22 protein-coding genes and 1 other RNA gene are annotated in these 24,997 nt (G+C 43.6%); 1 reads left to right on the forward strand and 22 read right to left on the reverse strand.

Features of this window, described 5'->3' with window-relative positions:
- Nucleotides 1-3: 3 nt before the first annotated feature.
- The 16 genes from P401_RS18070 to P401_RS0110925 all read right to left on the reverse strand — a co-directional run bounded on the left by P401_RS18070 (nucleotide 4) and on the right by P401_RS0110925 (nucleotide 18,035).
- Nucleotides 4-2,145 carry an AAA family ATPase gene (locus tag P401_RS18070; protein WP_029342461.1) on the reverse strand — a complete coding sequence of 714 codons (2,142 nt, stop codon included), beginning with the start codon at nucleotides 2,143-2,145 and terminating at the stop codon, nucleotides 4-6.
- Nucleotides 2,146-2,444: 299 nt separating this feature from the next.
- Nucleotides 2,445-4,283, reverse strand: coding sequence for a UvrD-helicase domain-containing protein (locus P401_RS0110860; RefSeq protein WP_051656295.1), 1,839 nt, complete (start codon nucleotides 4,281-4,283; stop codon nucleotides 2,445-2,447).
- Nucleotides 4,284-4,291: 8 nt separating this feature from the next.
- Complete coding sequence (locus P401_RS0110865) at nucleotides 4,292-6,325, reverse strand: AAA family ATPase (protein ID WP_029342463.1); 2,034 nt, start codon at nucleotides 6,323-6,325, stop codon at nucleotides 4,292-4,294.
- A gap of 411 nt (nucleotides 6,326-6,736) precedes the next feature.
- Nucleotides 6,737-7,095: a transfer-messenger RNA gene (ssrA, locus tag P401_RS18330) on the reverse strand.
- 58 nt (nucleotides 7,096-7,153) lie between these two features.
- Nucleotides 7,154-7,624: an SsrA-binding protein SmpB gene (gene smpB, locus P401_RS0110870; RefSeq protein WP_029342464.1), complete on the reverse strand. Its 471-nt coding sequence runs from the start codon at nucleotides 7,622-7,624 to the stop codon at nucleotides 7,154-7,156.
- A 32-nt stretch (nucleotides 7,625-7,656) separates the two neighbouring features.
- On the reverse strand, nucleotides 7,657-10,017 hold the full coding sequence (rnr, locus tag P401_RS0110875; RefSeq protein WP_029342465.1) for a ribonuclease R: 2,361 nt from the start codon (nucleotides 10,015-10,017) through the stop codon (nucleotides 7,657-7,659).
- Nucleotides 10,018-10,031: 14 nt separating this feature from the next.
- The gene (locus P401_RS0110880; RefSeq protein WP_023469200.1) at nucleotides 10,032-10,772 is read right to left on the reverse strand and encodes an alpha/beta hydrolase; all 741 of its coding nucleotides are present in this window, start codon (nucleotides 10,770-10,772) and stop codon (nucleotides 10,032-10,034) included.
- Between the two features lie 101 nt (nucleotides 10,773-10,873).
- The gene (gene secG, locus P401_RS0110885) at nucleotides 10,874-11,107 is read right to left on the reverse strand and encodes a preprotein translocase subunit SecG (protein WP_023469201.1); all 234 of its coding nucleotides are present in this window, start codon (nucleotides 11,105-11,107) and stop codon (nucleotides 10,874-10,876) included.
- A gap of 146 nt (nucleotides 11,108-11,253) precedes the next feature.
- Complete coding sequence (gene rbsB, locus P401_RS0110890; protein WP_029342466.1) at nucleotides 11,254-12,171, reverse strand: ribose ABC transporter substrate-binding protein RbsB; 918 nt, start codon at nucleotides 12,169-12,171, stop codon at nucleotides 11,254-11,256.
- 27 nt (nucleotides 12,172-12,198) lie between these two features.
- Entirely contained in the window at nucleotides 12,199-13,167 is a 969-nt protein-coding gene (rbsC, locus tag P401_RS0110895) for a ribose ABC transporter permease (RefSeq protein WP_050678685.1), read from the reverse strand.
- A gap of 1 nt (nucleotide 13,168) precedes the next feature.
- Nucleotides 13,169-14,647: a sugar ABC transporter ATP-binding protein gene (locus tag P401_RS0110900; RefSeq protein ID WP_029342468.1), complete on the reverse strand. Its 1,479-nt coding sequence runs from the start codon at nucleotides 14,645-14,647 to the stop codon at nucleotides 13,169-13,171.
- Nucleotides 14,648-14,659: 12 nt separating this feature from the next.
- Nucleotides 14,660-15,049, reverse strand: coding sequence for a D-ribose pyranase (gene rbsD / locus P401_RS0110905; protein ID WP_029342469.1), 390 nt, complete (start codon nucleotides 15,047-15,049; stop codon nucleotides 14,660-14,662).
- On the reverse strand, nucleotides 15,046-15,924 hold the full coding sequence (rbsK, locus tag P401_RS0110910; protein WP_029342470.1) for a ribokinase: 879 nt from the start codon (nucleotides 15,922-15,924) through the stop codon (nucleotides 15,046-15,048). Before rbsK ends, rbsD begins: the two co-directional genes overlap by 4 nt.
- A complete protein-coding gene (locus P401_RS0110915; protein ID WP_029342471.1) occupies nucleotides 15,921-16,901 on the reverse strand; it encodes a LacI family DNA-binding transcriptional regulator in 981 nt (326 codons plus the stop codon). Before P401_RS0110915 ends, rbsK begins: the two co-directional genes overlap by 4 nt.
- 187 nt (nucleotides 16,902-17,088) lie before the next feature.
- Nucleotides 17,089-17,328 carry a hypothetical protein gene (locus P401_RS0110920; protein ID WP_029342472.1) on the reverse strand — a complete coding sequence of 80 codons (240 nt, stop codon included), beginning with the start codon at nucleotides 17,326-17,328 and terminating at the stop codon, nucleotides 17,089-17,091.
- A gap of 362 nt (nucleotides 17,329-17,690) precedes the next feature.
- A complete protein-coding gene (locus tag P401_RS0110925; protein WP_029342473.1) occupies nucleotides 17,691-18,035 on the reverse strand; it encodes a hypothetical protein in 345 nt (114 codons plus the stop codon).
- A gap of 135 nt (nucleotides 18,036-18,170) precedes the next feature.
- Here P401_RS0110925 and P401_RS0110930 point away from each other — a divergent pair, with 135 nt between their 5' ends.
- Nucleotides 18,171-18,491 (forward strand): hypothetical protein, encoded by a 321-nt coding sequence (locus P401_RS0110930; RefSeq protein WP_029342474.1) that lies wholly within the window; start codon nucleotides 18,171-18,173, stop codon nucleotides 18,489-18,491.
- A gap of 136 nt (nucleotides 18,492-18,627) precedes the next feature.
- Here P401_RS0110930 and P401_RS0110935 read toward each other — a convergent pair whose 3' ends face one another.
- From P401_RS0110935 to P401_RS0110960, 6 genes are all read right to left on the reverse strand, one after another.
- Entirely contained in the window at nucleotides 18,628-18,876 is a 249-nt protein-coding gene (locus P401_RS0110935) for a hypothetical protein (protein WP_231925650.1), read from the reverse strand.
- 13 nt (nucleotides 18,877-18,889) lie between these two features.
- A complete protein-coding gene (locus tag P401_RS0110940) occupies nucleotides 18,890-19,801 on the reverse strand; it encodes an acyl-ACP desaturase (protein WP_029342476.1) in 912 nt (303 codons plus the stop codon).
- 269 nt (nucleotides 19,802-20,070) lie between these two features.
- Nucleotides 20,071-21,363 (reverse strand): phosphopyruvate hydratase, encoded by a 1,293-nt coding sequence (eno, locus tag P401_RS0110945; RefSeq protein ID WP_023469213.1) that lies wholly within the window; start codon nucleotides 21,361-21,363, stop codon nucleotides 20,071-20,073.
- A gap of 59 nt (nucleotides 21,364-21,422) precedes the next feature.
- Nucleotides 21,423-22,970, reverse strand: a complete 1,548-nt coding sequence (gene gpmI / locus P401_RS0110950; RefSeq protein ID WP_029342477.1) for a 2,3-bisphosphoglycerate-independent phosphoglycerate mutase — start codon at nucleotides 22,968-22,970, stop codon at nucleotides 21,423-21,425.
- On the reverse strand, nucleotides 22,971-23,723 hold the full coding sequence (tpiA, locus tag P401_RS0110955) for a triose-phosphate isomerase (RefSeq protein ID WP_023469215.1): 753 nt from the start codon (nucleotides 23,721-23,723) through the stop codon (nucleotides 22,971-22,973).
- Nucleotides 23,724-23,750: 27 nt separating this feature from the next.
- Nucleotides 23,751-24,935, reverse strand: coding sequence for a phosphoglycerate kinase (locus P401_RS0110960; protein WP_029342478.1), 1,185 nt, complete (start codon nucleotides 24,933-24,935; stop codon nucleotides 23,751-23,753).
- Between the last annotated feature and the right edge of the window lie 62 nt (nucleotides 24,936-24,997).

Raw genomic sequence — 24,997 nt, forward strand, 5'->3', positions numbered from 1 at the left:
GGTTTACTCACTTCTTTCCTCTAACTTCTTTAATTGTATTCTTAAACTCTCAATATCTTGAATTATACCATCCATTTCTTTCGACTTATTTAAGATATTTCTTTGATCGTATAGTTCAATTAGTTTCGCTTTAATTATAGGTTCTCCTATCTGATTAATAAATTTTTCAATATAATTTCGATCTAAAGACTCATTTACATTATTTTTCAATAAATTATTGGCTACTTCATTAATCTTCTCTTTTGCGTATTCACCGATAAGACCATCAGATAGGAAAAATGAATGCGAAAATAAGTCATGAATATTAGCACCTAAAGTTGCTGGTATATTTTCAAGTTCATTTTGTACAACTACGTTTCCTAAATCATCTTTTTTTAATAAAATTAAACAGTTAAAAGGAAGCTCAGACAAAATAAATGGAGAGTGTGTACTTAAAACGACTTGAATATTTTTTTCTTGTAATTCTGAACTATCTAACATGCCTGAAAGTACACTTATTATTTTTTTTTGAAGCATAGGGTGTAATGATATTTCAGCTTCGTCTAACAAAATAAGTACATCCCTATGTTTTGAATCTTTAATTGCTAAATATAAACTTGTGCATAGATTAAGTAATTGAATTTCACCTGAGCTTAAATTTCTCCATGAAAAATGAAGGGATTTATTTTTTCCAGATAAATCATTGTACTTGTTTACAAAATTATAAATGTTTTTATTATTAGATTTGGTTATCTTAATACGAGGAACTTTAATATTAATTATTTTATCAATACCGACACTATTTTTATCTACTTCGAACATCTTAATTCTATGAGTATCCAAAATCATATGTTCTAGATTGACTAAAAAATCTGTTAAAAGATATCGAATGAAGTTTGTGTAATCACTAAACAATTTCTCAACACGTTGCTTTAATTTTTTTCTTCTTTCAATTTTAAATCTTTCAGTATAATTTAAATTAGCGATTTCTTCTAAAACTATCGCAGAAAATGATTCTATTAAGGGTATAATATCTTCTATTCTCGTTAGATTATATTCTTTTATTTTTTCTTTTTCTTTGATAATTCCCTTTATTTTTTCAAACAATATATAATCTAAATTTGAAAATAAATTTTCTACTATTATTAATAACATCATTTCTTTTGATCCGATGTCTTTTTTTGAATTCAAAATATAGTTATAAAAAATTTGTTCTCCAAAAAAGTTATTTACTTTTTTCTCAAAACGTAAATATATATTTAGTTCATCATTTAGTAATAATAAATCATTTCTTTCTCTTAAACTCATAAAATCATATTTAATGACTATTTCTTCTGGAATTATTAAATGATCATTTACTTTGTTATTTAAAGAACTTTCGTTCAAATACCTTAGTGCGTTTTTAATTTCTTCTGATTTTAATTCATACAAATAATCTGTATTAAATCGATTCTCGCTAGAAACTCCATTAATGATTCTCATGTCTTCCGAAAAAAGCTCTTCGTAATCTCCAAGTTTATTTATTAATGAATCTATTTTATTACCGATAGATAAATCTGTATAATCGAATTCTCTGTTTTTATTACTTTTATAGCTTCTATTGTAGGTTTCATAGTTCCACTGATTTGTATAAAATACTAAGCTTCTTTCGTTACCTATTCTAGTTTGATTTTGTACTTCTGCGGAATTTCTTTTAATGTCTTCAATAGTTACTTTTTTAAATTGAAATTCTATATTCTCATTTCCTATATTGATATCGAGTATTATTGATTTTATTTTTGGATTAATTTGGAAATCAGATAGTACGTATTTATTATCATTAATAACAATAGCTGAGTTCTCTTCTAATAGTTTTTCACTGTAATATATACAATAGCATTTGTCTTTTTTTTCAACTAAAACTGTTTCGAGTGGTAAAAAATTAAATCCATAAAAAAAACGACCTTTTATAGAATCTAATATTGTTGATTTTCCAACCCCATTATTGCCAGCAATTGTTGTAATACTATTTATATTTCTCCCCCAGTAGTTATCTAAAAAATTTTTATTTTGCATAAAACTCAATGACTTATTCTTTTTATTATAATTTACAATTAATTCATTACTAAAATTTAAATCACAATTTTTAAAATTTCTAAAACCATCAAAATAGTAGTAGACCAACAAAAAAATCACACCCTTAATTAATTTAAAGTAATTGTTAGTATAAACAAAGAAAGTGCCTAATTCTCAAGTGGAGAAATGGCACGTTTTTTAATATAGTGATTTCATCGCATGAAAACAATTAGTATTCAATCTACAAAAAGAAAAACTTATTATATCAACTTATTAAAGGCTTTTTCTAGCTTGAAATTAGCTCTTATAGAGAAATTAATAAGGTTTGATAGAATATCTTTATAAAGACTAGATTAATAAAAATTTACTTGTCATACAGTATGCCAGATACAATTATTTATACTATATTTTTAATCAAATCCTATATATTTTTCGTCTACTACACCGGATTCTTTTAACATCTGATATAGGATTGAAATTTTAGAATTAGTACGGTTAATTCCGAATCGATTTTCAGAAAACGTAAAAAATAGGTATCTTTTCGATCGAGAAAGCCCTACAAAAAACGTACATGTATCCTCATCTTTTTGACTAGAAAAACTCCAAAAAGAATTATCATCAAATCCCACAAAAAATACCACATCAAATTCCAACCCCTTACTTTTATGAATTGTCATTATAGGAATTGAATCGTGACCTTCAAATGAATTAATTGCCTCTAGCCAATTATTTGTTGATAAATAATACTGATATAAATAATCTGATAAATCCTCTTGTAATTTATTAATGTATTGACCTTGTGAATACTGTACATAGTGTTTTTTTATTTTATTTAGATCATAAAAATTTATTATTTCGCTTAATAGTTTTGTTAGTTCCTGATGATCATTTAAGTCATTTAATCTTATTTTTATATCTTTCAACATTAATTTAAGTTGTTTTCTCAATTTGTCAATAATAATAGGATTGAATGTGCTTGATTTACCTTCAAAGAAAATTTTTGCGTCCCATATAAATATCCATGCATCACTATCTTTAACATTGAGAGCAGCCTTTAGTGTATTAATAATCAATAAAACTATATCTTCTTTTAACAATTCTTGGAAATTAACTTCATTTCGAGCCTGAATATTTACATTATCTAATACCCTAACTATATCATCACAAAATTGTTGAACATTTTGTTTAACTATAATACAAATATCTCTATATTCAATTTTCATCTCATCTACTACTTGCCTTATTTTTTCAGCAATATGTTCTGCTTCAGTAATAGAATCTTTGAAGTACCACGTTTCAGCAACTCCTTCATTTTCAGACCATTTAGAATTTGAAATAGGAGCAAATGGTTCATCTTGAAGATAATTATTAACTATTTTCTGTATCTCTAATAACCTTGGAGCTGATCTATGATTCATTAATAGCGTATATTCTCGTGAATTAAAGTCTCTCTTATACGCATCGAATACATCTACTTTAGCCCCAGCCCACATCATTATTCGTTGTCTGTTATCACCAACAGCAGTAATTGAAGTTAATGAATTATGAAAACAAACTTTAATTAAGGCATACTGCACCTTCGTTGTATCTTGAAACTCATCTAAAAACACGTGAGAATAGGTCTTTCTTAATGATTTAAGAATCAACGGATTAGTTTCTAAAATACGAATTGCTAAAATAGATATCATCTGAAAACTTAAAGTTGGTTTTATATCTTCATCACCTTTAAGTAATTTACTCCAAACGTCTTTATAAACCCCTGACATGTTCTCTACTCTTGTGCTAGTTAAATTATCAATATACTGTTTCTTTATTTTATTGTTAAATAAATTTACTTTACACTTTGAAAAGGCTTGAATAATTTCATTCTGATTTGTAGCTATCTGATAATTTGGATCTGGTCTGAATTCATCAGATAATGCATATAGGAATCTATCTAATATGCTTTTAGCAAAAGAATCAAAAGTTTGTGATATAAATCTCGATTCAAATTTTTTAGATAATCTAAGTTTTATTCTTTCCTTTAAATTTACTGCTGCATCCTTTTTAAAGCTTATCGCTAAAATTTTATGTGGATTTACACAGCTTTTCGTTTCTAATAAAAAACAAGCTTTTTGAGCTAATAGTTCTGTTTTACCTGCTCCTGGTCCTGCAACAACTAAAGAGTTATTTAACTCCTTCAAGGCATTCAAAGCTGCTGGTTCTAGTACTAATCCACCACTTGATTTCCATTCACTAGTTAGTTCCACTATGTTACTCATTCCTTAATATTTAGGAGTAATTTTACTTTTTCAGCTAGATTTTTAAAAACATAAGGAGTATTCGCTTTTAATATATCTTCGGTTATATTATTTAATGCTTGTAAATGTGTTACTGGTTTTCCTCTAGTTAAAAAGAAATAACTATACCAGATCATCAGTTCTTTCTGTTCTTGAGTATAAGAATATCCATCACTACCATTTTTCTTTAAAGTTCTTTTTACATCACTATCAATACGATCTTGATATTCTGTAGATTTCTTTTCTTGTTCACTTAATTCATAAATTCTTTTTTGTTTCTTTTCTCCATCTAACTTAATTAAAGGACCTTCATTTTTATCTAGAATTTCTAAATATGCATCCTTATATTTTTCAAGCATTAAAAAATCAATATCTATCGGATTAGAAAAGTATACATTATACTCTTCTAAAAATTGTATCCATTCATCGATATGTTCATACTCAGTCAACAAATGCATATCATCTAATTCTTCTTCTGTTAGTATTCTATCGTCCGAAGTATTAAGTAATTTATCTCTGTCCGCTCCATTTTCCAATAGTTGTTTTATTACATACTTTATTCTTCCCCAACCGCCGCCTTCTCTTTCTCTATCTAAATCTAATAATGTAATATGAGGGATACTCAATTGATTCAATAACTTCCAAAAATGATTAACATGTCGTCCACCTAAAGGAACTACTGATGTAGCAACTGTATCAAGGTCATCCATATATAATTCTAGAAATTTTGGTATTAATATTTCCTCACTATCGCCTTCTCCTAATATAACTAATGATGAAAAATACAATTCTGGGTAAGCTTTAATTGCTTCTTTTACATATTTATATGATTCATCTTGCTTTTCAGGCAGTACAATCTCTTTAGCAATAGTTTTTCCATTCTCAATTCTTAAATAGCGTATTTCTGTAGGATCTATACGTTTAATAATTGATGGACTGTGAGAAGTTAACATTACTTGAGAATTACTTCTACTGCGTATATTATTTAAATTCTTTATAACCTTACCTAATAAATGGGGACTAACATGATTTTCTGGCTCCTCAACTAAAATAAGTGTCAACGCTGGCGGATCAATATTTAATATTCGTTCTTCTTCAGAAATTTTGTTTTTAATTTCTCTTATTGCTGCATTTTCTATTTCTAATAGTGAATCTATTAATGTTAAGTAAAATAAAGACTTTAAACCATCTCCTAATTCATCCACTCTAAATGCTTTTTCGGTATGTGCAGGTGTAAACTCCACTTCTAGCTTTTTTAATATATTTTCTAAATCGCTACTGCCAAACTTTATATTAGCTTCATTGTATCTAGAATCATTATGGTAGTTTTTCCATTGTGTAGAAATCACATCTTTTACTTTCGATATTCCAGATTGCTTAGCTACCTCATTATCTAGTTCATCGATTTTATTATTTATCTTTACTTTGTCAGACTCTTTCCAATTTATTTGATTTAGAATTCTCCATAATATAGTTCCATTAGCATTTTTCAATTGTTCCGAGGGGTTTCTAACTGCTGGAATATAAATAACTTGTATCTTATCTCTATCATGGGCTGAAATCGGTTTAAGTCCATTTTCCCCTCTATTAACAACATAATGGTACTTATAATCTATTATTCCTTCAGGAGAGCTCCCTTTCTCATAACTCGCATCTAAGCGTATAACAATATATGGATCACCGTTAGGTTGTTCTACTCTAAAGCTTTCAAAATACTGCGCTATTCCGTAATCATCTTCATCTAATCCTTCATTATCCTCATCAAAAAATTCAAAATAAGCTTCTATATAAAATTCACTTCTTGTTATTTCGTCTGCAGTTTTTTCTAAAGGAATATGAAAATCTGATTTAGTTACTTTAGAGTTTCCAAACATTTTTTGAAGTGAACTCAATACAGTAGTTTTACCTGAACTATTATGACCTATAAAGGCCGTTAAATCTGAAATATGAATTACTGTATCAGTTGGTCCAAAACTGCGGTAATTGTTAAAAATTATTTTAGTTAATTTCATATAAATCCCTTTCTATTTATAAATATTTAGATTTAAAAGATGGTACTCAGAAATGATTTTTTATAAACTCAATGAAATTAATTTCTTTGATTATTTTTTGGATAGTTTTTTTGTATTCTATTACTATAAATTGATAATCAAATTTTAATAAATTTTATAAAAACTATTTTGAAATTTTCAGGTATCTCTTCTTTTGAATTTCTATATAAATTTATTTTAGTCTTTTTTATCTAACACTAAAATTATCATATTAAACAAAGCAAATGTAAATAAATATACAGAAATCCTAAATATGTATATATTCAAATTATGAAAGTTGAAAAATATTACTAGAAATTAAAATAAAAAAAGTGCCATAAATGTTGATATGTCAACATTTATAGCACTTTTTGAAATCCTTAAGATTTCAGGGTATGGAGACGGTGGGAGTCGAACCCACGTCCGAAGGCATCGTATACTTAAGCTTCTACGTGTGTAGTCAATTTATTGGGATCTCGTCGTCAGGCTGCCAATTGACAGGCGTCCGTCCGACCAGTCTGATTCCATCTCTTCTCTTTCCCTCCAGACGGAAGGGTCCAAGCGTAGCCTGTTTAAAGTGAGACCCTAGAAATCAGCCGACCAGGCGACGGCTGCTAGGATCCGTAGCGGCAATTAAGCTGCTGCGAGTTGTGTGTTAGTTTTGCCAGTTATGGCTGGTGCGTTTTAACGAGGCCGACCCCTCGACACGCCACAGAAGACCGAACTACCCCCGTCGAATCCGTAACGTCCCCAAGATAATAAATTGGGGCTTTCCGAATACTAGTATTCTAGCAGAAAAGTGTTACGGGTTCAATACTTTTGCTTATCGCGTAGTGCCCGGTCGATATCACGCTTCGCATCCTTCTTCTTGAGGTCGTCGCGTTTATCGAATTTCTTCTTCCCGCGTCCGAGTCCAATCAAGCATTTCGCATACCCATTCTTAATGTAGACTTTGAGCGGCACGATCGTATAACCGTCGCGCGAGACCGCCCCGATCAAGTTCGCGATCTGTTTCTTGTGCAGCAACAGCTTCCGTGGGCGGAGCTGCTCATGGTTGTACCGGTTGCCCTGTTCGAAGTGGGCGATGTTCGAGTTCCAAAGAATCGCTTCTCCCCCATCGAACCGGACGAACGCGTCCCCGATACTGATTTTTCCTTTACGGACCGATTTGATCTCCGTTCCCGTCAGGACGAGACCGGCTTCAATCGTATCCTCGATCGCATAATCGAACGAGGCCCGTTTGTTGTTCGCTAAGACTTTCGAATCTGTTCCCTTTGGCATGTTCATTCACCACATTTCCGATGCGGAAGCGCTTATTTGCGCTTCCGTTTCTTATTCGAGACCGCCTTATGGAATGGCGGTTTATCCTTTTTGTCTTTCAACGCGAAGCCTTTGCCTTTCGACTGGTCCTTCGACTTGCCCGGACGTTTTGACTTGCCACGCCGATCGTCTTTCTTCTTGTCGTCACGTTTTTGTCCCGGACGTCCGCCGCTTGAGCGGATCGTCTTCGACTCGAACCGTTTCTTCGGTTGCCGTTCTGGCATCCCGACGACACTGAAGTCAATCGTCCGTTCATCGATGTTGACGTTCGTGACCTTAATCTCGACGACGTCACCAATTCGGAACTGTTGCTTCGTCCGCTCACCGATCAGCTGGTAGTTCGCTTCATCGTAGCGGTAGAAGTCATCCGTCATCGCCTGGATATGGACGAGTCCTTCGATCGTGTTCGGCAATTCGACGAACATCCCGAAGTTTGTGACGCCACTGACGACACCTTCAAACGTCTCGCCGATGTGTTGCTCCATATACTCGGCTTTCTTCAAGGCGTTCGTTTCACGCTCCGCATCAACGGCGCGACGCTCGCGTTTCGACGAATGATCGGCGATCTCAGGTAAGATTTCCGAGTAACGGTCTTGCGTCTTTTGCGATTTGTCATTGTAGATGACATATTCACGCAACAGACGGTGAACCATTAAGTCTGGGTAACGACGAATCGGCGACGTGAAGTGCGTGTAGTAGTCCGTCGACAGACCGAAGTGACCGATCGGTTCGATGTCGTATTTCGCTTGTTGGAGCGAACGGAGCATGACCGTACTGACGACGGCTTCTTCCGGTTCGCCTTCGACAGCGTTGAGGATTGATTGCAACGTCTTCGGTGCGACTGACTCCCCTTTGCGTTCGACATTGATCCCGAAGTTACCGATGAACTTGAAGAACGTATCGAGACGTTCTGCTTTTGGCTCATCGTGGATCCGGTACATGAACGGCAGTTTTTGACGCTGGATGTGCTCGGCGACCGTTTCGTTCGCTGCGAGCATGAACTCTTCAATCAGCTTCTCGGCGACCGACCGTTCCCGGAGGATGATCTCACTCGTCTTGCCTTCTTCGTTGACGAGGACCTTCGCTTCTGGGAAGTCGAAGTTGATCGCCCCGCGACGTGAGCGACGTTCGCGGAGGATTGCTGCGAGTTCCGCCATCTTGTCGAAGTACTCGACGAGATCTTGGTACTTCGCGATCACTTCTTCGTCTTCGCGTTCGATGATTTTCCGGACGTCCGTGTACGTCATCCGTTCCGTCGTCTTGATGACACTCTGGAAGATCTCATGGTTGACGACAGCTCCGTTCGCATCGATTTCCATGATACAGCTGAGCGTCAGCCGATCGACGTGCGGGTTGAGCGAGCAAATCCCGTTCGATAACCGGTGCGGGATCATCGGGATGACGCGGTCGACAAGATAGACACTCGTTCCGCGCTCACGCGCTTCTTCGTCGAGTGCTGAATCCTCTTTGACGTAATGCGAGACGTCGGCGATGTGGACACCAAGCTCGAAGTTGCCGTTCGCTAATTTCTTGACGTGAACCGCATCATCGAGGTCTTTTGCGTCCGCCCCGTCAATCGTCACCGTCAATTCGTTCCGTAAATCGACGCGTCCGACCAAATCCTTCTCATCGATTTGATCCGGTACAGCATTCGCTTCAGCGATCGCTTCCGGTGAGAAGTCGACGTTGATGCCGTGCTTATGGACGATCGACAAGATGTCAACGCCTGGATCATTCTTGTGACCGATGATTTTCAAGACTTTCGCCGTTCCGGCGTAGCGACCGTCGGGATACTTCGTGATCCGGGCGAGGACTTTATGACCATCGACGGCACCAAGTGTATCATCGTTCGCGACGACCGGTAAGAACGTCAGCTTTGTATCATCCGGTTCGATATAAGCGATCGATTCGATCCGTCCTTTTGGACTGACGAACGTGCCGACGAAATCGGCTGGTCCGCGCGAGAGAATCTTAAGCAGTTTCCCTTCACGACGGTCGCCGCCGTTTGACTCGGCAAACACTTTGACGAGGACACGGTCGCCGTTATAGACGTTCTTCAATTCCGATGCCGGCAAGAAGATGTCGCCTTCTGAACCATCTTCCGGTGAGACGAAACCGAAACCGCGTTGGTGGACGGAAATCTTCCCTGCGACTTGACCGATTTGCGCGAGCGTTCCGTACTTGTTCGAGCGTGTCCGGGCGATCAACGCTTCGTCTTCCATTGCGTTTAGCGTCCGGATTAATTCCTTAAATGCTTCCGTATCCGCTAGTTCTAGTTTTTTCGTTAATTGATCAATCGACAACGGACGTTCTTCCGTCGTGATGACCGTTAGTATTCGTTCACGTAATTCCAACGTGACACCTCCAGTTACTTGCTCCAGTTCAATGACTCCAGGAAGTCCAAGATGTCAGAGTGGAGCTGGTCTTTTTCTTTGTCGAGCGTAATGACGTGACCTGAGTTCTCATACCAGATCAGCTCTTTTTGGAAGGCACTGACTCCATCATGGATGATGTTCGCGGAGTCGGTGTTGATCATGTGATCATTGCGTGCTTGGACGACGAGCGTCGGTGCGTAGACGTCCTCGAGCGAATCGCGTGTCTCGCGCAGCAGTTCCTGCAAGTCCTTCAAGGTCGGCATCGGTTCGAAGGACGCCATCTCGTGGTCGATCTCTTCTTGCGATTTGCCTTCTCGCTTCTTGAATTCTCGTGCGTACTCGGTGACTCCTGCATACATGACTTCTTCACTTTTGATGTAGGCGGGTGCACACATCGGGATGACCGCTTTGACCGGACGGTTCATCGATAACTTCAGCGACATGACGCCACCAAGCGACAGTCCGCAAACGGCGATTTCGTCATAACCTTTATCGACGAGTTCCTGATATCCGGCAAGGACATCCTGCCACCAGTCGGCTGGCCCGGTCTTCGTCAGCTCTTCGGGTGGGGCAGCGTGCCCTTTATATTGTGGTGCGAGGGACGTATAGCCCTGCTTCTGTAAATAGCGACCGAGGATGCGGACATCCGCGCTCGATCCCGTGAATCCGTGTAATAGTAAAACGGCACGTGGGCCGGCTTCGAAAAAGAATGGTTTCGGTAAAGTGATTTTCATAAAATGATTCCCCCTCTAACTCTATACCCCATATCCGGAAAAAATGAATATCGAGAAATACAAAAAACGACAGCGCGATCATACGGCTGTCGTTTCAGTGCTCACTTATAAAAAGCGACGAGTAACGCCAAGATGAAGAGTAATGCTCCTAAGATAGACGCCACACGATTTAGGACCGCATCCAAGCCACGAGCTTTTTGGCGACCAAATAATTGTTCTGCTCCACCCGTCAATGCTCCGAGTCCAGTCGTACGACCCGACATCAATAGAACGACGATGATGAGAAGAACGGAAACGACGATGAGGCCGACAAGAGCCACGTTATGAATGATCATCGATGATCCTCCTTCAGTAATATACGCTTCTTTCATTATAGAGAAAAACAAGTACGGGAACAAGGAATAGATTTAGGAACTTTTTCCTGCCTGCTCTGCCCGACGAAAAGAGACACCTGAATCGTCGACTCAGGTGTCCTGTCTTCTTATTGTTTGATCAATTCGAGGTCGACTGGTATGTTCTTCTCGACTGTTTCACCTTTTAAGTGCTTGATCGCTGTCTCGACACCCATTTTCCCGATCTCAGTCGGTTTTTGAGCGATCGTTCCTGCCATTTTTCCGTCTTTGACAGCTTTGACGGCATCATCTGTCGCATCGAAGCCGATGACTTTAACATCGTTCAGACCCGCTGCTTTTAATGCTTCAACCGCACCGAGTGCCATCTCATCATTGTGTGCGAAGACGGCTTTGATGTCTTTGTTGTTCTGGAGGATGTTCTCCATGACCGACAAACCTTTTGCCCGGTCGAAGTTTGCTGCTTGTTTTGCGACGACGTCAAGTTTACCGTCGACTGCTTCATGGAATCCTTTACCACGGTCGCGTGTTGCGGATGCTCCTGGAATCCCTTCGAGCTCCACGACTTTTGCTTTATCGCCGACGAGTTCGATCATGAACTCACCTGCTTGTTTCCCACCTGCGACGTTATCTGACGCGATGTGTGCGACGACGTCGCCTGCTTCTGCGTTGCGGTCAACTGTGATGACAGGGATGTTCGCATCGTTCGCTGTTTGGACGGCTGCACCAACTGCTGCTGAATCCGTTGGGTTGATCAAGATGAGATCGACTTTCTTTTGAACCATGTCTTCGATGTCGCTTGCTTGTTTTGCCGCGTCATCTTGCGCATCCGCGACTTGAAGTGTTGCGCCTTGTGCTTTTGCTTCTTGTTCTGCCCCTTCTTTTAACGAGACGAAGAATGGGTTGTTGAGGGTTGAAATCGAAAGACCAATCTTGAAGTCCTTCGTCTTCTTTTTCGTATCACCGTTGTTGCTGCCTGGCTGTTCCGTCGAACAAGCGGCTGCAAAGACCATTAGTGCCATCATGACGACTGCAAGTAGTTTTTTCATCTGTAGATCCTCCTTTTGGAATATGGGTTACGCTGCTTGTTTCCGGTCCGCGAGTACCGCGAACAAAATGACTAAACCTTTGACGACGAGTTGGAAGAACGAGGAAACACCAAGCAAGTTAAGACCATTGTTCAGTGTTCCGATGATCAAGGCACCGATCAAGGTACCGACAATCCAGCCACGACCACCTGACAGGCTCGTCCCACCAAGGACGACCGCTGCGATGGCATCGAGTTCGTACGATGTCCCCGCCGTCGGCTGTGCCGAGTTCAGACGGGACGTCAGGATGATGCCGGCGAGTGCTGCCATCAAACCTGAGAGTGAGTAAATCATGATTTTGACTTTATTGACTTGAATCCCCATCAATTTCGCTGCTTCTTCGTTACCGCCGATCGCATACGTATAACGACCGAACGTCGTCTTCTTCAAGATGAAGTAGAGAACCGCAAAGGCGATCAACATCGTCAGAACAGGTACTGGGAAGATCCAGAAGTAACCGCGTCCGAACAGTTCGAACCAGCCGCCTTGGCTTAGACCAGTGATCGGTTTCCCGTCCGTATAGACGAGCGTCAAGCCGCGGAAGATCGTCATCGTCGCGAGGGTCGCGATGAATGGTGCGACTTTCCCGAGTGAAATGACCATCCCGTTCAAGGCACCCATGACAGCTCCGACGATCAATCCGGCGAGAACAGCGATCAACGCTGACGTTCCATCCGTCATCAGACCCGCGACGAAGGCGGACGATAGCGCAAGAATCGAGCCGACTGATAAATCAATCCCACCCGTCAGAATAACGAACGTCATCCCGAAGGCAATCAAGGCATTGATCGAGACTTGACGTAAGATGTTAAATAAATTATTCAATGTTAAAAAGTCCGGTTCCATGATCGAGACGACGAGGACGATCGCGAACAATCCTGCGAGTGGTCCAAGCTTTTGTCCGATCCCAAGACGTCTCGGTTTTGCTTCCGTTACCTTGCCTTGCATCAATTCCATATCATTGTCCTCCTGTCGCAAGTGTCATGATGCTTTCTTGCGTCGCTTCCTGTCGTGTCAACATGCCGCTCATCTTGCCTTCGCGCATGACGTAGACGCGGTCGCTCATCCCGAGAATTTCCGGAAGGTCCGAGCTGACCATGATGATCGCGACCCCCGCCGCAGCGAGTTCGTTCATGATGAGGTAAATCTCTTTCTTCGCCCCGACGTCGACACCACGTGTCGGTTCGTCGAGGATCAAGACTTTCGGTTGTGTTCCGAGCCACTTCGCAAGGACGACCTTCTGTTGGTTCCCCCCGGATAGGGACTTCGCCGGCTGGTCCATCGAGCTATGCCGGACCGAGAGTGACTTCAAGTATCCTTCTGCGAAATCACGTTCTGCCTGATCCTTGATGACACCGGATCTTGATAACGAACGAATCGTTGGCAGTGAGATGTTCTCGCGCAGTGAAAAGTCGAGGAACAATCCTTCGCCTTTGCGATCCTCGGTCAAAAAGCCGATGCCTTGGCGGATCGCGTCGTACGGTGTCTTGATTTTCAGCGATTGTCCGTTCAGTTCGATTGTCCCGTCTTTCAGGCGATCGACCCCGAACAATCCGCGCATGACTTCCGTCCGACCGGCACCCATCAAACCAGAGAAGCCGATGATTTCGCCTGCTTTGACGGAGAACGAGACATCGTCGAACCGTTTTCCGCTCGCCTGTTTGACCTCAAGAACAGTCGCACCGATCGACACATCACGATCCGGATACCGTTCCCCCATCTCACGACCGACCATCTCCCGGACGATCTGTTCAAACGATGTCTCGGGAATCGCGTGTGTCGAGACGGAAATTCCATCCCGTAAGACCGTGATCCGGTCGCAAAGCTCAAAGATTTCCTCCATCCGGTGTGAGATATAGACGATCGAGACACCTTGGTTGCGCAGTGCCGTCGCGACGCTGAACAAGGCACGAATTTCCCGCTCCGTTAGTGCGGCTGTCGGTTCATCCATGATGATGACCTTCGCATCCGTCATCAGAGCTTTTGCGATTTCAATCATCTGTTGTTGACCGACTGATAACGTCCGAGCAAGCTGGTCGACGTCCATGAAGACGTTCAATTCCGCGAGTTCACGTTCCGCCTGCCGCTTCATCTCCCCTTGCTTGAGAATCCCAAAGCGTGACTTCAACTCCCGTCCGAGGAACAAGTTCTCCGTCACCGTCAAATCCGGGAGGATGTTTAGTTCCTGATGGATGAAGGCAATCCCCGCCTCTTCGGCAAGCTTCGGATTCTTATACTCGACGTCCTGTCCATCGACGCGGATCGTGCCTGCGTCCGCTTTATGAACACCGGTCAAAATCTTCATCAGCGTCGATTTCCCGGCACCGTTCTCTCCCATCAAGGCGTGGATCTCACCCGCAGCGAGTTCGAAGTCGACCCCTTTCAGGACAGGGACGGGACCGAATGCTTTTTTGATACCTGTCATCTCGATACGCATCGCATGACCCCCTTAAAAGATTACGCCGGAATGGAAGATGACATTTGCGTACGGTGTCGCTTCTCCGGTCCGGATGATGACCTTCGCCTGCTGTGTCTGTTTCTTGAATTCCTCGTGCGAAACGAACGTCGTCTCGATCTGCATGGCTTCCAGTTGCTCGAGGACGTCTGGATTCGCTTCCTTAATCTCCGTTGCCAGAGTCAGCTGTTCGATCGCCATGTCACCGGCGACGACACGGACGACGTCGAGAAATGATGGTGTGCCGAGTTCCAGTGCTAAATCGATTCGTGCGACCCTTTCTGGAATCGGTAAGCCGCAATCAGCGATGACGATCGTATCGGTATGACCAAGATCGGTCAGGACCTTACTGATATGACTGTTTAAGATACCGTGTTTCTTCATGCGTCTCCCTCCATCTGATCCCGTGTCGGCATCCCGCCTTGTGCGCCGAGTGCGCGGATGGATAAGCCGGCTGCCCGGTTCGCGAAACGAATTGCCTCGACGAGCGGTTGTCCTTCCGTTAACGCAACGGCTAAGGCGCCATTGAACGTATCCCCTGCTCCTGTTGTATCGACGACGGTCGTCTCGATCGCAGGAATTGTCACGATCGACTCTCCGTCATAGAAGCGTGCCCCGCGACTACCTTCGGTCACGATCAGTTTATTCGGGTATTCCATCAGCCAATGTTCGATCGGCTGGTCTTGTCCGAAGATCAAGCCACATTCATGTTCGTTTGGCGTTAAGTATGTGACGTGTTCAATCAATTCCGGACTGAGTGACCTCGCCGGTGCTGGATTCAAGACGACTGGTATGCCGGCTGCATGTGCTTCGCGAGCAACGGTCTCGACCGTTTCGATCGGAATCTCGAGCTGGAGTAAGATGATTTCACTGTCTGCGAGAATCGGTGCGAGTGCATCATCCGCAAATCGCACATGTTGGTTGGCAGATTGAACGACGACGATCGAGTTGTCGCCTTCAGCGAGCGTGATGTGTGCCGTGCCCGTCCGTTCGCCTTCAATCGTTTGCAAGTGCGTCGTCTGTACCCCTTGCGTCTTGAAGTTTTCGCGGATGGCTTCACCGTTCGCATCACTGCCGACGCAACCGATCATTTCGACGGTACTGCCGAGACGCGCGACTGCCACCGCTTGGTTTGCACCTTTTCCACCCGGTACGGTATGAAAGGCATCCCCGATGACCGTTTCGCCTGCGCCTGGGCGGCGTTTACTTTCAACGACGAGATCCATCGAGATACTGCCGATGACACTGATTTGTTTCATGCTTCCTCATCCTTCCGTTTCGTCGTTTCCCGTTCGATGATCTCAACCGTCAACTCATGATGGACGGCGGCAATTGGTGTGCCTTCAATCCGCTGAATCAGGAGTTTCGCGGCTAGTTCCCCCATTTGATAGATCGGCTGCGCAATCGTTGTCAACGGTGGTGAAATCATTTGTCCGAGTTCGATCCCGTCATAGCCGATCACTTGTAGCTCGTCTGGAATCGTGATCCCGCGTTCCGCAGCGACCTGCACCGTTGCTGCGGCAATGACATCACTCGCGGCAAAGATCCCGTTGCAATGATAGTGATCAAACAGATAATTCGCGGCATCGAGCGACCCTTGAAAGTGGAACGGTGACTCGATGCTTGCAACGAGATGCGTTCCGGCAATCTCTTCGAAGCCATCCCGTCGTTTCTTGATCGTCGGGAGTTTCGATGGACCGCTGATGACGGCCAGTTCCGTCGCACCAGATGCAAGTAAAAATGATGCCGCCTTCTTCCCGCCTTCGTATCCGTTTGAGGTCACCGTCGGAATCGCTCCTTGTAACACACGGTCTAACGCTACGACCGGCACTTCGAGTTCTTCATAGTTCGGATTGTTCGAGTAGTTCGTCGTGATGATTAATCCGTCGACATGCATCGCCTCGAGTGACTTGATATATTCGCGTTCTTTCTGAAACTGTTCGTCTGTGTTACACAAAATGACTTGAAAACCATGTTGATGTGCCATATCTTCCACAGCCCGTGCGAGTTGTGGGAAGAATGGGTTCGTGATGTCTGGAACGATCAAACCGATCAATCCGGATCGTTTTTGGAACAACGATCGCGCGACCCGGTTCGGTCGATAATCCAATTGTTTGATTGCCTGAAGCACCGCCTTACGCGATTTCTCACTGACATAACCCTTTTCGTTCATGACGCGTGAGACCGTCGCGACGGAGACATGTGCCGCTTTCGCTACTTCCCGGATGGTCGACATGTTTCGCCACCTCTTTCTTTTGATAACGCTTACAAGAATCATCATATTGTGTAACCGGTTACACATCAATCTTTTTTATATAAAATATATTTTATTTTTTTCGAGCCCTTGGATTGGACCATAAAAAAGAAGCCTGACACCGCATCAGACTTACGATCATTCCATATGATCATGCACGAATCATGTCTTAAATAAAGACGATCAATGAGAGACCAATCAAAATATTAATGAATCCTAACCCATCCGTCGCTTTCGTGTATAGTGACGGTTTATCTTTTTTAACGCTGTCATTCAGAAACATCAATGTCACGGCAATGACGGTCGTGATGCCCAGAGGCGCATTTAAAAAACTATCGGAATACGTAAATAAGTTATTCGTAATATAGAGACTATTTAAGACAGATAAACCAAACAACACTTTATGCACGAAACTCACTCCTATAATCATCAGGATCTTACGAAACCAACTAATATCTGATTTCGCTCTCCCTCTATTATAGAATATTCTTCCAGTTACTCTCCCTTACACTATTGAAAGAAAGTATTTGGATGCATACGCAAATACACTGCAAGACAGCGTCACGCCATCTTACGGTGTATTTCTTGTCCTCTCAGTAGCACGTTAGGTTAGATTGTTGATTTCCGAAAAAGACGGAAACTCCTGCGGGAAGAGCGGAATAGACAAGAACCTGCAGGAGCGCACGCGACGAGAAGACTTGCCTTCCGTCCGCGGAAAGCGACGTCTTGGACGGAAATCAACGAACAATCGGAGTCTAGCTGACAAGACTTTCATCTCTTTGCTTTCCCGGCTCTTTTTCGCTCCACGAACAAACGTCGAATCAAAGCAACAAAGAACGCAACAATTGCTAGCGGCTCAAATAAATAAATCAATAGGAACGTGACATCGATGACGGCATCCTCCGGATTATAACGGATGATATAGAGCGCACCGGGTAAGATGGCAATCAGTCCGCCAATTCCGAGTACCGTTCCCAAAATCAGACTCTGACGTGAAAATCGGCTCGTGATTTGATACAAACCGATGAATAGTATGAGTTCCGTAAAATAGATGAGGCGCAACGGGATGTCACCAATCGACGTATCAAGCCCTAAAAACAAAAAACGAAATAGCATGTCGATTCCCCCTTCCCTCTAGTTGTACCCCGAACAGTGTCCTCGTAATGCTTCATTTCCAGTTTCCCTGCATATCCTCGCTTCAATTAGGGAATAGCTAGAGAGTTACAGTCACATACAGAGAGTTGGGATCGGATGAAAGAAGAACACTCGATGAGGGTCGTCAGTTGTCTGAATGATTATTTCGAACGTCATCAGCAGCCTCTTCAAGTCGACCTATTGCGGGGGCTACCGCCGATCGTATTATTATTACGCGACGATGCGAAGCGCGCCTTTCCAAAGGAAGCGAACCTGCATGATGAATTATTACAGGATATTAAGCGTCTCGTTCAAGAATGTCTGGAGCCGGATACACTACGTGAACTTGGAATCGATGTAGATCTCCCAGATTTTTTCGTGACCCGTGCACCCCTTCATTCCCCTCATCATTATCTCGTTACGTTTATTGAAGATTGATTTCATATTAAAAAGTAGCTATTTCTTCCATCACGTGCACGTGTTTGCGTGAAAGAAGAAATAGCTGCTTTTTTATAGACGTAAAAAACCGGTAGAGCCGAAGCACTACCGGTTATACTTCTATGAAGAAGATTCCTTAATTCTCGACCTCAAGAATCGCTTCGATTTCGGCTTCTACTTCTTTGTTGACCATTTGTGAACGTTTTTTTCGTAACTCCAGATCCATTTCCTGATCGATGAAATGGTTCGTATGTTTATCAAAACAATCAAAACAAATCGGATAAAAGTCTTTTGCTTCTTTGTTCAATGAGTTGAATTCCCACGTATCGAGTTCCAAGTAACTGACTTGGTTGTTCGTTTCGGTTCCACAGATTTCACACTTCATGTTCATTGCCTCCTTAGACGTCGAGCTTCGCTTTTTCGAGTTGGCGTTCCTGACGCTCCTTGATGCGCTTCAAACGTCCGTGATACTTCATGATGTTCGCTTGAGATTGCTTCGCTTCTTCGCTTGTCGGTTCCAAATCGGCGATGCCCCAGTATTTGACGACGACGTCTAATACTTGGTCGAAGTATTGGAGTGGTCCATAGTTCGTATCGACGGCAATCGTCTTCATGCGTTCCGTGAAGTCCGGCATGACAGCACCTGGCATCGAGAAGTTGATGATGACATCTTCGAAGAAGACGATGAAGTTCGGGTCAAGCTCTAGGTGTGCTTTGACCGTGTCACGATAGAACGCATAATGCAGTGCTTCGTCCTTCGCTAGACGACGGAGTAGCGTTGCTAAGTCCTTGTCATGTGCCCCTGCGATTTTCGCGACGTTGTTATAAAAGACAAGTGTCGCTAACTCTTGCAGTGACGTATATGCCATCGTCGCTAACGGGTTCGTGAAGTCCGGGAACCAGCCGTTCTCAACAACACGTTTTCTCAGTTGATGGAGTCGTGTCGGATTGACGTTTCGCGTGACGAGTAGATATGTCTCGAGTAAGTTCGAGTGCTGATCTTCTTCCGCTGTCCACGTCCGGACGAAATCATTGATGACTTCCATCGAGTTCTTGAATGTATAGTCTAAGTGTGACGTATACCATGGTAAGTTGACTTCTGTCAGTAATGCCGTCTCGATTGCTACGATGACACCTTCCGGAAGCGTGACTTGGCTCTCATCCCAAGGAACGCGTTTAAACGACATCGCCTTATCCCATGGAATGAACTCGTGGTAGCTCCAGTCAATATTAGCTGAACGTTCCTTATGCAGTCGATATAACTCTTGAATACGTGGTTCTAAACGGATATCTAAATCTGAATTTAACATGATCGTATCTCCTTTAAACGTATTTTTCACCTTCATTGATTAAGGTGTAATTAATCGCTATAACTATTTAATTTGCACTTATTTATGAGTATAACATTTTAGCCGTCTAATGAGATAAATCAATTTTTTGACAGTTCATTTTAGTTTTGATGACAAAAGGGATTTTCGCGTTTGACATCGCTTGATATGTAAAAAACCTCCTATCCGTGTGTACGTATCACACGAATAGGAGGTTTTCCTTATAGCTTATTCAAACGATCAACCTGAAATTACTTCTTGAGGTTGTAGAATGATTTGATTCCGTCGTAGACAGCAACGTCTGAAAGCATGTCTTCGATGCGGAGAAGTTGGTTGTATTTCGCGATACGGTCTGTACGTGAAAGTGAACCCGTTTTGATTTGACCAGCGTTTGTCGCAACAGCGATGTCAGCGATCGTTGAATCTTCAGTTTCACCAGAACGGTGAGAAACGACAGCTGTGTAACCAGCTTTTTTAGCCATTTCGATTGCGTCGAATGTTTCAGTCAACGTACCGATTTGGTTAACTTTGATGAGGATCGAGTTAGCGATGCCTTTTTCGATACCTTCAGCAAGTTTCTCAGTGTTCGTTACGAACAGGTCATCCCCAACGAGTTGGACTTTGTGTCCGATACGATCTGTAAGAAGTTTGTGACCATCCCAGTCGTTTTCGTCACAGCCATCTTCGATTGAGATGATTGGGTATTTGTCAACGAGTTGTGCGTAGAATTCAACGAGCTCTTCTGTTGAGAGGACTTTGCCTTCGCCAGCGAGGTTGTATGTTCCAGCTGCTTTATCGTAGAACTCAGAAGAAGCGACGTCCATTGCAAGGTAAACATCTTCGCCTGCTTTGTAGCCAGCTTTTTCGATTGCTTCAAGGATAACTGTGATTGCTTCTTCGTTTGATTTCAAGTTTGGAGCGAATCCACCCTCGTCACCAACTGCTGTGTTAAGACCCATTCCGCTAAGAACTGATTTCAACGCGTGGAAGATTTCAGCACCCATACGAAGTGCTTCTTTGAATGTTGGAGCACCGACAGGCATGATCATGAACTCTTGGAAGTCCACGTTGTTGTCTGCGTGTGATCCACCGTTGATGATGTTCATCATTGGTGTTGGTAATGTTTTCGCGTTGAATCCACCGAGGTATGTGTAAAGTGGAAGACCAAGCTCATCAGCAGCAGCACGTGCAGCAGCCATAGAAACACCAAGGATTGCGTTAGCGCCGAAGTTACCTTTGTTTTTCGTACCGTCGAGATCGATCATCTTTTTGTCGATTCCAGCTTGGTCGAAGACATCGTAACCGATGATTTCTGGTGCGATTTTTTCGTTGACGTTATCAACAGCTTTCAAAACACCTTTTCCGAGGTAACGTGCTTTGTCGCCATCACGGAGTTCGACTGCTTCGTGCTCACCAGTTGATGCACCTGATGGTACGAGTGCGCGACCGAAACCGCCATCTTCTGTATAAACTTCTACTTCTACTGTTGGGTTACCGCGTGAATCAAGAATCTCGCGTGCGTAAATCTCTGTAATCATTGACATTTAAATTCGCTCCTTTTGTGTATAAAGAATGTGTGGTGTAGTCATTTCGATCGACGGGATTATTTTTTCAATACGATCGATTTACCAGTCATCTCTGCTGGTTGGTCCGCTCCGAGGAGATCAAGGACCGTTGGTGCGAGGTCAGCGAGTGCACCTGTGAGTGGTTCAAGGAGTTCAACGTCCTCGACCGTCACGATACATGGAACGGGTTCTGTCGTATGCGCCGTCATCTTACTGCCGTCCGCATTAAGGACTTTATCCGCGTTCCCGTGGTCAGCCGTGATGACTGCCGCGCCGCCTTTGCTGAGAATCAAGTCAACGACTTTCCCAAGACACTCATCGACAGCTTCGATCGCCTTTTTCGTCGGCTCGAGCATACCCGAGTGACCGACCATATCCGGGTTAGCGAAGTTGAGGATGATCGCGTCGTGTTTGTCCGAGTTGATCGCGTCGACGAGCGCATCTGTGACTTCATAGACGCTCATCTCCGGTTTCAAGTCGTATGTCGCGACTTTTGGTGAAGGGATCAAGATCCGATCTTCCCCTTCGTATGGTTCTTCACGTTGTCCGTTGAAGAAGAACGTGACGTGCGGATACTTTTCCGTTTCCGCGATGCGTAGCTGTTTGAGACCTTGTTTTGACAATGTCTCACCAAGCGTGTTCTTGATGTCTTCAGGCGGGAAGACGATGTCCGTATCAATCGCATCCGAGTACTTCGTCATCGAGACGAGTAGCAGGTTCTTCGGTGCATTGTCCGGAAGCTCGAATCCGTCGAAGCCACCTTTTTCTTTGTAGACTTTCGAAAGCTGAATCGCACGGTCAGGACGATAGTTGAAGAACACGATCGCATCGTTATCGTGGATCGGTGCGACTGGCGTACCGTCTTCCTGCACGACAACAGTTGGTTCGATGAACTCATCCGTTACGTCTTGTTTGTACGAAGCTTCGACCATGCCGATTGGATCCTTCGTCGTTGGACCTTCACCGAACGTGATGACGTCATAGACTTTCTTGACGCGCTCCCAACGGTTATCGCGATCCATCGCATAGTAGCGACCAGAGATACTCGCGAATTGTCCAACATTCAATTCATCCATCTTCGCTTGCGCGTCACGGAGGAAACCAGCGCCCGATTGTGGGTCGCAGTCACGACCGTCCGTGAAAGCATGGAGGTAGACTTTTTCGATTTCGTGAAGTTTCGCGAATTCGAGCACCGCATATAAGTGGTTGATGTGACTGTGGATTCCACCGTCAGAGACCAAACCGAAGATATGAAGCGCTGAACCGTATTTCTTCACGTGACCTGCCGCATCGTTCATCGCTTGACGCGAGAAGAACGAGCGATCCTTGACCGCGTTGTTGATTCGGGATAGCGATTGATAGACGACGCGACCTGCACCGATGTTGAGGTGACCCACTTCTGAGTTCCCCATTTGACCTTCAGGCAAACCGACGTATTCGCCTTTCGCATTCAACAACGTATGCGGGTATTGACCCCAGTAACGGTCGAAGTTCGGTTTATTTGCCGCCGTAACGGCATTTCCAAACTCCTCGTCACGCATACCAAAACCATCAAGGATGATTAGTGCGACTGGACGTTTTTTCATTTAAATCGCCTCCAACAGTTTGAGGAACGATCCTGTCTCAAGACTTGCACCGCCGACGAGCGCGCCGTCGATGTCTGGTTGAGCCATATATTCTTTGATGTTTTCCGGTTTGACGCTACCACCGTATTGGATTCGGACAGCTTCTGCTGCTTCAGCACCAAATTCAGCTGCAACGACGTCACGGACGAATTTACAAGAATCTTGTGCATCTTGTTCTGTCGCTGATTTACCTGTTCCGATTGCCCAGACAGGCTCGTAAGCGACGACGAGATTTTTCACTTGGTCGACAGTAAGACCTTTGAGGCTGTTTGCTGTCTGTTCGCGGATGACGTCTTCGAACTTGCCGCCTTCACGCTCTTCCAGTGTTTCACCTACACAAACGATTGGAACGAGACCGTGCTCGAACGCTTTTTTCGCTTTGCTGTTGATGAACGCATCTGTTTCGCCGAAGTACTCACGACGCTCAGAGTGACCGAGGATGACGTATGTCACGTCGAGTTCTTTGAGCATGAGCGGGCTGATTTCACCAGTGAACGCACCGCTCTCTTTGTCGTACATGTTTTGAGCACCGATCTTAAGATCCGTACCAGCTGCTGCTTCTGTCAAGTGTGCCAAGAATACTGCTGGCGCACAGACGGCTGCGTCGACTGTCGTCGAAGCAGGTACAGCTCCTTTGACTTCCTCAACGAATGCGACTGCATCCTTGAGCGTCAGATTCATCTTCCAGTTACCTGCGATAATTGGTTTACGCATTGAGAAACACTCCCTTGTGAACTTAGATTACTTGTCGTTTAGCGCTTCGACACCAGGAAGAGCTTTCCCTTCCATGAATTCGAGACTTGCTCCACCACCTGTAGAGATGTGGCTCATTTTGTCAGCAAGACCGAATTTCTCTGCCGCAGCAGCTGAGTCGCCACCGCCGATGATTGAGTACGCATCGCTGTCCGCAAGAGCTTGCGCGACACCTTTTGTACCGTTTGCGTATTTATCGAGTTCGAATACGCCCATCGGTCCGTTCCAGACGACGAGTTTCGAGTTCTTGATTGCCTCTGCATAGAGTTCAACCGTTTTTGGACCGATATCAAGTGACATGTGATCCGCTGGGATCTCTGTGATGTCACGTGGTCCGACATATGTTTCTTCTCCGAATTCCTTCGTGATGACACAGTCGACAGGCATGAGGAACTTAACGCCTTTTTCTTCTGCTTTTTTCATGAATTCCTTCGCTTGGTCGATTTTGTCGACCTCAAGAAGTGAAGTACCGACTTCGATACCACGAGCTGTGAGGAACGTGTACGATAAGCCGCCACCGATGATCAACGTATCGACGATGTCGAGTAAGTGATCGATGACACCGATTTTATCCGCAACTTTCGAACCACCGATGATTGCCGTGAACGGGCGATCTGGGTTAGAAAGAGCTTTACCGAGAACTTGAAGTTCTTTTTCGATGAGAAGACCGGCAACTGCTGTGTCGACATGGTGTGCGATACCTTCTGTCGATGCGTGTGCACGGTGTGCTGCGCCGAACGCGTCGTTGACGAAGACGTCAGCGAGTTTCGCGAATCCTTTAGCGAGCTCTTCGTCATTTTTCGTTTCGCCAGAATAGAAGCGGACGTTCTCTAAGACGACGACATCGCCGTTTTCGAGTTTGCTGACTGCTTCTTCTGCAACTGGACCGTATGCTTCTTCAACGAGCTTGATGTCTTTACCAAGCAATTCGCTGAGGCGTGCTACGACTGGTGCAAGTGAGAACTCAGGGTTTTTTTCGCCTTTTGGACGACCCATGTGGCTAGCGAGAATGACTTTTGCTCCGCCTTCGATCAAGTGTTTGATCGTTGGGAGTGCAGCACGGATCCGTGTGTCATCCGTGATTTTACCGTCTTCCAACGGTACGTTGAAATCCACGCGTGTAAATACGCGTTTTCCTTGTACATCGATGTCGCGAATCGATTTCTTATTCATACATTCGTCCTCCGTCTCTTACGTATAGTGAGGGGCGAATGCCCCTCCCGCTTTTTTCCGCA

Origin of the sequence: Exiguobacterium acetylicum DSM 20416, from assembly GCF_000702605.1 — a bacterium.
Taxonomy (GTDB): domain Bacteria; phylum Bacillota; class Bacilli; order Exiguobacteriales; family Exiguobacteriaceae; genus Exiguobacterium_A; species Exiguobacterium_A acetylicum.

What these genes read in the sequence shown, in the direction of transcription:
- rbsC (WP_050678685.1), bottom strand. Translation starts at nt 13,167, where the DNA reads ATGGAATTGATGCAAGGCAAGGTAACGGAAGCAAAACCGAGACGTCTT.
- tpiA (WP_023469215.1), bottom strand. Translation starts at nt 23,723, where the DNA reads ATGCGTAAACCAATTATCGCAGGTAACTGGAAGATGAATCTGACGCTC.
- P401_RS0110930 (WP_029342474.1), top strand. Translation starts at nt 18,171, where the DNA reads ATGAAAGAAGAACACTCGATGAGGGTCGTCAGTTGTCTGAATGATTAT.
- rbsD (WP_029342469.1), bottom strand. Translation starts at nt 15,049, where the DNA reads ATGAAGAAACACGGTATCTTAAACAGTCATATCAGTAAGGTCCTGACC.
- P401_RS0110915 (WP_029342471.1), bottom strand. Translation starts at nt 16,901, where the DNA reads ATGTCGACCATCCGGGAAGTAGCGAAAGCGGCACATGTCTCCGTCGCG.
- secG (WP_023469201.1), bottom strand. Translation starts at nt 11,107, where the DNA reads ATGATCATTCATAACGTGGCTCTTGTCGGCCTCATCGTCGTTTCCGTT.
- P401_RS0110880 (WP_023469200.1), bottom strand. Translation starts at nt 10,772, where the DNA reads ATGAAAATCACTTTACCGAAACCATTCTTTTTCGAAGCCGGCCCACGT.
- eno (WP_023469213.1), bottom strand. Translation starts at nt 21,363, where the DNA reads ATGTCAATGATTACAGAGATTTACGCACGCGAGATTCTTGATTCACGC.
- rbsK (WP_029342470.1), bottom strand. Translation starts at nt 15,924, where the DNA reads ATGAAACAAATCAGTGTCATCGGCAGTATCTCGATGGATCTCGTCGTT.
- P401_RS0110935 (WP_231925650.1), bottom strand. Translation starts at nt 18,876, where the DNA reads ATGAAGTGTGAAATCTGTGGAACCGAAACGAACAACCAAGTCAGTTAC.
- P401_RS0110940 (WP_029342476.1), bottom strand. Translation starts at nt 19,801, where the DNA reads ATGTTAAATTCAGATTTAGATATCCGTTTAGAACCACGTATTCAAGAG.
- gpmI (WP_029342477.1), bottom strand. Translation starts at nt 22,970, where the DNA reads ATGAAAAAACGTCCAGTCGCACTAATCATCCTTGATGGTTTTGGTATG.
- P401_RS0110900 (WP_029342468.1), bottom strand. Translation starts at nt 14,647, where the DNA reads ATGCGTATCGAGATGACAGGTATCAAAAAAGCATTCGGTCCCGTCCCT.
- smpB (WP_029342464.1), bottom strand. Translation starts at nt 7,624, where the DNA reads ATGCCAAAGGGAACAGATTCGAAAGTCTTAGCGAACAACAAACGGGCC.
- P401_RS0110925 (WP_029342473.1), bottom strand. Translation starts at nt 18,035, where the DNA reads ATGCTATTTCGTTTTTTGTTTTTAGGGCTTGATACGTCGATTGGTGAC.
- rbsB (WP_029342466.1), bottom strand. Translation starts at nt 12,171, where the DNA reads ATGAAAAAACTACTTGCAGTCGTCATGATGGCACTAATGGTCTTTGCA.
- P401_RS0110865 (WP_029342463.1), bottom strand. Translation starts at nt 6,325, where the DNA reads ATGAAATTAACTAAAATAATTTTTAACAATTACCGCAGTTTTGGACCA.
- P401_RS0110960 (WP_029342478.1), bottom strand. Translation starts at nt 24,935, where the DNA reads ATGAATAAGAAATCGATTCGCGACATCGATGTACAAGGAAAACGCGTA.